6 protein-coding genes and 1 riboswitch are annotated in these 7,687 nt (G+C 68.8%); of the genes, 5 read left to right on the top strand and 1 reads right to left on the bottom strand.

What is annotated here, in order from left to right:
* Positions 1-190 precede the first annotated feature (190 nt).
* Positions 191-1,054, bottom strand: a complete 864-nt coding sequence (locus tag JR065_RS18715; protein ID WP_206235931.1) for an EamA family transporter — start codon at positions 1,052-1,054, stop codon at positions 191-193.
* A gap of 87 nt (positions 1,055-1,141) precedes the next feature.
* On the opposite strand from JR065_RS18715, the gene JR065_RS18710 reads away from it, so the two are divergent.
* From JR065_RS18710 to JR065_RS18690, 5 genes are all read left to right on the top strand, one after another.
* A complete protein-coding gene (locus JR065_RS18710; protein ID WP_206235930.1) occupies positions 1,142-1,807 on the top strand; it encodes an alpha/beta hydrolase in 666 nt (221 codons plus the stop codon).
* A 76-nt stretch (positions 1,808-1,883) separates the two neighbouring features.
* Positions 1,884-2,981 carry a cell division protein ZapE gene (zapE, locus tag JR065_RS18705; protein WP_206235929.1) on the top strand — a complete coding sequence of 366 codons (1,098 nt, stop codon included), beginning with the start codon at positions 1,884-1,886 and terminating at the stop codon, positions 2,979-2,981.
* 360 nt (positions 2,982-3,341) lie between these two features.
* Positions 3,342-3,806, top strand: a complete 465-nt coding sequence (locus JR065_RS18700) for a MarR family winged helix-turn-helix transcriptional regulator (RefSeq protein ID WP_206235927.1) — start codon at positions 3,342-3,344, stop codon at positions 3,804-3,806.
* 142 nt (positions 3,807-3,948) lie between these two features.
* Entirely contained in the window at positions 3,949-4,377 is a 429-nt protein-coding gene (locus JR065_RS18695) for an organic hydroperoxide resistance protein (RefSeq protein ID WP_206235926.1), read from the top strand.
* A gap of 401 nt (positions 4,378-4,778) precedes the next feature.
* Positions 4,779-4,998: riboswitch (cobalamin riboswitch) on the top strand.
* A 181-nt stretch (positions 4,999-5,179) separates the two neighbouring features.
* A complete protein-coding gene (locus JR065_RS18690; RefSeq protein ID WP_206235925.1) occupies positions 5,180-7,597 on the top strand; it encodes a ribonucleoside-diphosphate reductase subunit alpha in 2,418 nt (805 codons plus the stop codon).
* Positions 7,598-7,687 lie beyond the last annotated feature (90 nt).

The following is a 7,687-nucleotide window of genomic DNA, read 5'->3' as shown; positions in this document are numbered from 1 at the left end:
CTCACCCCAACCCCTCTCCCGGGGGGAGAGGGGCTAGAGCGTGTTCCTTCTCCCCTCGGGAGAAGGTGGCCCGAAGGCCGGATGAGGGTACGGACGAAGCCTCTTGCACTGACTCGGCCAAGACGCTTGGTAACCGCACTCTCACCGAACCCCTCTCTCGGAGGGAGCGCGGCTCCGCGCTCCGCGCGTCCTAGACGTGCGTGCCGACGGCAATCAGCGCGATCGCCAGTAGCGCCAGCAGCAGCCCGGCGCGGTTCCAGGCGCTGGTCTTCTCGCCGAAGGCGAGCATGCCGACCAGCGCGCCGAGCACGATCACGCCCAGGTTCATCGCCGCGAACACCACCGCCGGGCTGTCCGGCAGCGCCTGGTGCGCGCGCACGTAGAACAGGATGTTGCCGAAATTCAGCACGCCCAGCAGCAGGCCGGCGCCGAGGTTGCGCCAGGCCAGCGGTTGCCTGCCGCGCGCATGCCGCCACAGCTGCCAGCCCAGCATCGCCACGAACGCCAGCGCGAAGGCGGCCAGCAGCGACGCGGCGAACGGGGTCCCGGACTGGGCGATGCGCTTGAGCATCACGTCGACCACGGCGAAACCCACCCACACCGTCAGCAGCCACGGCGCGCCGCGTGCCAGCGTCGGTTGCGCTTGCGCCGGGCGCCGCGCGATGCCGGCGATCGCCAGCAATCCCAGCGCCAGGCCGGCCAGCTTCCAGCCATTGGCGCGCTCGCCGAACACCAGGAACGCCGCGGCCAGCGACAGCAGCAGCGACAGCCGCTGCGCCGCATCGGTGCGGACGATGCCGGCCGTCTCCACCGCGCGTCCGAGCACCACGAACAGCGCCGGCAGCCCCAGCGCCAGGGTCAGCAGCGCCACCCATGGCGTGTCCGGCGCGCGCAGCGCGGCCAGCGGCGGTTGCAGCAGCCATGCGCACAGCGCGGCGGCGGCCAGGTAGTTCCAGGTCACCGCCTGCGCCAGATCGATGCGCCGGCGGGGCGCCAGTTTCAGCAATACCGACACCAGCACGCTGCAGGTGACGCTCAGGAGAAGGAACAGCACGCGCGCGGATCCGGCGGAAGGGCAAAAGGGACGCTGCGTGCGAACGGCCGGCATGTGGCCTGCACACGGCCCCGGTATTATGACCGCATGGACGCTCCCGTTTTTCCCCACGAATCCGCCGCGCTGACCCTGGACGGCCCCGCCGGCCCGCTCGAAGCGGCGGTCGATCTTCCCGACGCCGGCGTGCCGCGCTTGCCGGTGGTGGCGATCGTCTGCCATCCGCTGTCCACCGAGGGCGGCACCATGCACAACAAGGTGGTGACGATGGTCGCGCGCGCGCTGCGCGAGCAGGGCATCAGCGTGGTGCGATTCAATTTCCGCAGCGTCGGCGCCTCCGCCGGCAGCTTCGACCACGGCGAAGGCGAGCAGCAGGACCTGGCCGCGGTGGCGGCGTGGGTGCGCGCGCAGCGCCCGCACGACGCGCTGTGGCTGGCCGGTTTCAGCTTCGGCGCCTACGTGTCGCTGCGCGCCTGCGCCGCATTGCAGCCGCAGGCGCTGATCTCGATCGCGCCGCCGGCCGGGCGCTGGGACTTCGCCGGCGTAGAACCGCCGCAGCGCTGGCTGCTGATCCAGGGCGACGCCGACGAGATCGTCGATCCGCAAGCGGTATACGAATGGCTGGAGACGCTGGAGCGGCAGCCCGAGCTGGTGCGCATGCCCGACACCAGCCATTTCTTCCACCGCAAGCTGATCGACCTGCGCGGCGCCGTCCAGCACGGCGTCAAGGCGTGGCTGCCGGCTGCGCAGGCGTGAGGCCGGCGGTGCGGCAGGCGATGGCGCCGACGAAGCGCGGGCGGCGCCTGTACCGCCTCGGCACGGGGGCCGGACGATGAACGACGCGGTGATTCCGTCGCAGCGCTATGCGGCCGGCGTGGCGCGCGGCGACTGGCGCGACGATCCGGCGCAGCACCCGGCGCTGGCGCAGCTGGACCGGATCCACGAGGCGATCGTGGACAGCGACCAGGACGGCTGGCTGGACCGGCTGTCGGCGTTCTGGAAGAAGCCCGAGCCGGTGCGCGGCCTGTACTTCTGGGGCGGCGTGGGCCGCGGCAAGACCTTCCTGGTCGATCTGTTCTACGACGGCCTGCCGATCGAGCAGAAGTACCGCACCCACTTCCACCGCTTCATGCGCGGCGTGCACGAACGCCTGCGCGAGCATGCCGGGCAGAGCGACCCGCTGGCAAGGATCGCGCAGGAGTGGCGCAACCAGCTGCGCGTGCTGGTGCTGGACGAGTTCTTCGTCACCGACATCGGCGACGCGATGCTGCTGGCGCGGCTGCTCGAGCGCCTGTTCGCCGAGGGCGTGACCCTGGTCACCACCTCCAACACCGCGCCGCAGAACCTGTACCTCAACGGCCTGCAGCGCGAGAGCTTCCTGCCGGCGATCGCGCTGCTGCAGAAGTACTGCGTGGAGCTCTACGCCGAGGGCACCGAGGACTACCGCTTGCGCGCGCTGACCCGCTCGCCGGTGTACCGCGCGCCGCTGGACGCCGACAGCGACGCATGGCTGGCCGGGCGCTGGCGCGAGCTCAGCGGCGGCGACCAGGCGCGCCCGGGCAACATCCAGATCGAAGGCCGCAAGATTCCGGTGCGCGCGCGCGGCAAGAGCATCGCCTGGTTCGACTTCGCCGCGCTGTGCGACGGTCCGCGCGGCACCAGCGACTACATCGAGATCGCGCGCGAGTTCAACACGCTGCTGCTCGGCGGCATCCCGTGCTTCGCGCGCGACAACGAGGACGCCGCGCGGCGCTTCGTCAACCTGGTCGACGAGCTCTACGACCGCCAGGTCAACCTGGTCTGCACCGCCGCCGCGCTGCCGGTGGCGCTGTACAGCGGCGAGCGCCTGGCCGGCGCATTCGAGCGTACTGCCTCGCGCCTGATCGAGATGCAGAGCACCGAGTACCTGTCGATCGAGCACCGGGCCTAGCGTCGAGACGGACGCGCCGCGCCGCGGCCGCCGCGTTCGTTCGGCCGCGATGGCCGCAGGCATGCGTCTGGTCCACCGTGCGGCAGCGGCCCACGCGAGCCGCTCTCGTCGCTGCGAAGGCGCCGAGCAGTTGAATGTGTCGCGGAACCTGCCCGCACGCTCCAACGCTTGGCTGCGACGGTAAGCGCTAGTTGGAGTGTTTCCCTGGTCGCCATCGATCTTTTCCAGAAGAGAAGCGCACCTGCGCGCGTCCGGACGAGGCGCATCCGGGCGAGGGACACTATCGATAGGCCGCGCCTTTCCCGTCGATCGATAAATATCGTTTACAATTTGATAGTGCGCTATGTAAATTGCGACACCATGAAGCCACGTCCCTCCAGCGCCAAGTCCGCCGCCTCGCACCTGCAGCTGGACAGCCAGCTGTGCTTCGCGCTGTATTCGGCCAACCTAGCGATGCACAAGCTGTATCGCCGGCTGCTGGACGAACTGGGCCTGACCTATCCGCAGTACCTGGTGATGCTGGTGCTGTGGGAGGGCGACGGGCTCACCGTGTCGGAGATCGGCGAGCGCCTGTTCCTGGATTCGGCGACGCTGACGCCGTTGCTCAAGCGCCTGCAGGCGGCCGGACTGGTCCAGCGTGCGCGTGCGGCGCAGGACGAACGCCAGGTGATCGTCAGCCTGACCGCGCAGGGCCGCGCGTTGCGCAGCCGCGCCGAGGCGGTGCCGGCGCAGGTGTTCTGCGCCGCCGACTGCGCGCCGCAGCAGCTGCGTGCGTTGAAGGCCCAGCTGGAGGAATTGCGCGGCAAGCTGGCGGCGTGCGGATGAGCCGCGCGGCATCCGCGCTCGCTACGCGTTGGAAGTAGCGCGCGAGTCGATAGCAAACATACAGCCGGCGTGGCGTCCGGCGCAGCATCCGCGCCACATGTGTTTCCCGATCTCTTATCGCTCACCCTAAGGAACCCCTGCCATGTCGATCGAAAAAGCCCTGTACACCGCCACTGCAACCGCCACCGGCGGCCGCGACGGCCGCGCCGTCTCCTCGGACAAGGCGCTGGACGTGAAGCTGTCCACCCCGCGCGAACTCGGCGGCGCCGGCGGCGACGGCAGCAACCCCGAGCAGCTGTTCGCCGCCGGCTATTCGGCCTGCTTCATCGGCGCGATGAAGTTCGTCGCCGGGCAGCAGAAGCTGGCGCTGCCGGCCGACACCTCGATCGAAGGCCACGTCGGCATCGGCACCCTGCCGGTCGGCTTCGGCATCGAAGTGGAACTGCGCATCCGCGTGCCGGGCCTGCCGCGCGAGCAGGTGCAGGCGCTGGTCGAGCAGGCGCACCAGGTGTGCCCGTATTCCAACGCCACCCGCGGCAACATCGACGTGACCCTGACCGTGCTCGACTGAGCGTTCGGCAGTCCGCTGCCGAAACCTTGGGCGCCCGGCCACCAGCGCCGGGCGCGTGTCCGTGTAAGGCTGGTTGCCGGCCACAGCCAAGATCACCCGCGTGGCGAGCGGCCCCCTGCGCTGCCAGCGCGCCGCGCGAGCTCGCGTCTCGCACAGCAGCCACGCCGCCATTGGCAGCCGCCCGCGCTGTCCGCGGACCGCCCGACAGCATGCGCGACGACCCAACCTCCCTGCGCCGCCGCCACTGGCGCAACGGCCTGCGCGACGCACGGTCTTGCCGCTCCAGGCGGCTGCCCGGACGCCCGCCATCGCCGCCGATCCGTGCCCGCTCACGCAAACCCTTGTGTCGCTTGGGATTGCAAAGAAAACCTACATTTAGCGTTGACGACATCCATACACCACACTATCTTGTGGTGGTCGGTTCCAGCGGCCCCAAGCCGCAGGATCAAAAGGGAAGCCGGTGCGGCGCGCGAGCGCCAAATCCGGCGCTGCCCCGCAGCGGTAATTGGGAACGAACCCGTCACATGCACTGAGGCTTCGCCTTGGGAAGCGACGGGCTAGGAACCGGCCTTTCGGCCGCCGCCCATCAGCCCGAAGACCTGCCGACAGCCGCGCGAAGCACACAGCGCGGTGCCGGCCGTTGAATCTCCGGGGGGAGAGGGTCGGTGAAGCGGTGACCGCCCGCAGGCTCGCGCCTGCGCCGTCGCGGCCGCTGCGACACCACATCCCCACGCTGCTGATCCGGTCGGACTCGCTGCCTGCGAGGGACGGGCCGCCGCGTGCACCACGCTTGGAGACACCCATGAACCAGACCCACAGCCTGCCGGCCGCTTCCTCCCTCGACGACAGCGCCGCCACGGCGACCGCCGCCGCCACTGCGCAGCCCGACGCGGCCGCGACCCCGTCCGAGCCGAGCAACGACCAGCGCGCCGTGACCTGGATCGTCAAGGACGGCGGCAACCGCCGCATGGCCTTCGACCGCTCGCGCCTGCAGCGCACCCTGGATCGCATCCACGCCGAGTTCCCGCAGCTGGACGTGGCCGACTACGAGCGCAAGGCGTTCGCGTTCGTGGAGAAGAAGGAAAGCCTGTCGGCCGACGAGATGGTCGACTACCTGATCCGCGAGGCCGAATCGCGCGTGGACATCGCCACGCCGGAGTGGGAATACTTCGCCGCGCGCCTGTACCTGCACCGCCTGTACAAGCGCGCCAGCAAGAACCGCTTCTACGATGCCGGCGAGAAGTACGGCTCCTATGTCGGCCTGCAGGAAAGCCTGGCCGACCGCGGCGTGTACTCGATCGACATCCTCAAGAACTATTCCAAGGACGAGCTGGCCGAAGCCGGCAGGATGATCGACCCGGAGCGCGACAAGCTGTTCGCCTACAACGGCCTGTACCTGCTGGCCACGCGCTACCTGGCCACCGACAACTCGCGCAAGGTCTACGAACTGCCGCAGGAGCGCTGGCTGACCATCGCGCTGTACCTGATGCAGGACGAGAAGCCGCGCGAACGCCGCATGCAGCTGGTCGGCGAGGCCTACTGGGCGCTGTCCAACCTGTACATGACCGTGGCCACGCCGACGCTGGCCAACGCCGGCAAGATCGGCGGGCAGCTGTCGAGCTGCTTCATCGACACCGTCGACGACAGCCTGCAGGGCATCTACGACTCCAACACCGACGTGGCGCGCGTGTCCAAGCACGGCGGCGGCGTCGGCGCCTACCTGGGCTATGTGCGTTCCTCCGGCTCGGCGATCCGCGGGGTCAAGAACTCCAGCGGCGGCGTGGTGCCGTGGATCAAGCAGCTCAACAACACCGCCGTGTCGGTGGACCAGCTCGGCCAGCGCAAGGGCGCCATCGCCGTGTACCTGGACATCTGGCACCGCGACATCGAGGCGTTCCTGGACCTGCGCCTGAACAACGGCGACCAGCGCCTGCGCGCGCACGACGTGTTCACCGCGGTGTGCGTGCCGGACATCTTCATGGAAGCGGTGGAGCGCCGCGGCGAGTGGTACCTGTTCGACCCGCACGAGGTGAAGGAGGTCAAGGGCTGGTACCTGCAGGACTTCTTCGACGAAAAGCGCGGCGAAGGCAGCTTCCGCGCCAGGTACGAGGAAGTGGTGGCCGACGAGCGCATCGGCCGCAAGGTGGTCAAGGCCATCGACATGTTCAAGCGGATCATGGTCAGCCAGCTGGAGACCGGCAACCCGTTCATGTTCTATCGCGACGAAGTCAATCGCATGAACCCGAACAAGCACCAGGGCATGGTCTATTCCAGCAACCTGTGCACGGAGATCCTGCAGAACATGAGCCCGACGCGGGTCATCCAGGAGATGATCAGCGGCGACCAGATCGTGACCACCAAGCAGGCCGGCGACTTCGTCGTATGCAACCTGTCGTCGGTGAACCTGGGCCGCGCGGTCACCGCGCAGCCGGACCTGCTGTCGCCGGACGTGCTGGAGCGGCTGATCCGGGTACAGGTGCGCATGCTCGACAACGTGATCGACCTCAACGACCTGCCGGTACCGCAGGCCACGATCACCAACCAGAAGTACCGCGCGATCGGCCTGGGCACCTTCGGCTGGCACCACCTGCTGGCGCAGAAGGGCATCGAGTGGAATTCCAAGCAGGCCGAGGACTACTGCGACGAGCTGTACGAGCGCATCAACTACCTGACCATCCAGGCGAGCCTGGCGCTGGCCAAGGAAAAGGGCGCCTACAAGGTGTTCAAGGGCAGCGACTGGCAGAACGGCGAGTACTTCAGCAAGCGCGGCTACGACAGCGCGCAGTGGCAGGAACTGGCCGCGCAGGTCAGCGTCAACGGCGTGCGCAACGCGTGGATGATCGCGGTGGCGCCGAACATGAGCACCGCGCAGATCGCCGGCTCCACCGCGTCGATCGACCCGATCTACAGCGCGTTCTACTACGAAGAGAAGAAGGACTTCCGCCGCCCGGTGGTGGCGCCGGGCCTGACCGTGGACACCTATCCGTACTACGAGAAGGGTGCCTACCGGGTCGACCAGTTCGCCAGCGTGCGCCAGAACGCGCGCCGCCAGCGCCACGTCGACCAGTCGATCAGCTTCAACTTCTACGTGCCCAGCGGCATCCGCGCCAGCACCCTGCTCGACCTGCACATGACCGCATGGAAGGAAGGCCTGAAGACCACCTACTACGTGCGCTCCAACGACATCGACATCAGCGAGTGCGAGTGGTGCTCGAGCTGATCGCCGCCGCGTAGCGGTACCCGACGCGTGCGGCGTTCCCGGGAACGCCGCACGCTGCCGCATCGCCCTGTCGCCGCGCCGCTGGCCGGC

Origin of the sequence: Xanthomonas sp., from assembly GCF_017163755.1 — a bacterium.
Lineage (GTDB): Bacteria > Pseudomonadota > Gammaproteobacteria > Xanthomonadales > Xanthomonadaceae > Xanthomonas_A.
Note: the sequence above shows the minus strand (reverse complement) of the source record. Positions and strands in the feature narration are given on the sequence as shown.

What these genes read in the sequence shown, in the direction of transcription:
- zapE (WP_206235929.1), top strand. Translation starts at nt 1,884, where the DNA reads ATGAACGACGCGGTGATTCCGTCGCAGCGCTATGCGGCCGGCGTGGCG.
- JR065_RS18700 (WP_206235927.1), top strand. Translation starts at nt 3,342, where the DNA reads ATGAAGCCACGTCCCTCCAGCGCCAAGTCCGCCGCCTCGCACCTGCAG.
- JR065_RS18695 (WP_206235926.1), top strand. Translation starts at nt 3,949, where the DNA reads ATGTCGATCGAAAAAGCCCTGTACACCGCCACTGCAACCGCCACCGGC.
- JR065_RS18690 (WP_206235925.1), top strand. Translation starts at nt 5,180, where the DNA reads ATGAACCAGACCCACAGCCTGCCGGCCGCTTCCTCCCTCGACGACAGC.
- JR065_RS18710 (WP_206235930.1), top strand. Translation starts at nt 1,142, where the DNA reads ATGGACGCTCCCGTTTTTCCCCACGAATCCGCCGCGCTGACCCTGGAC.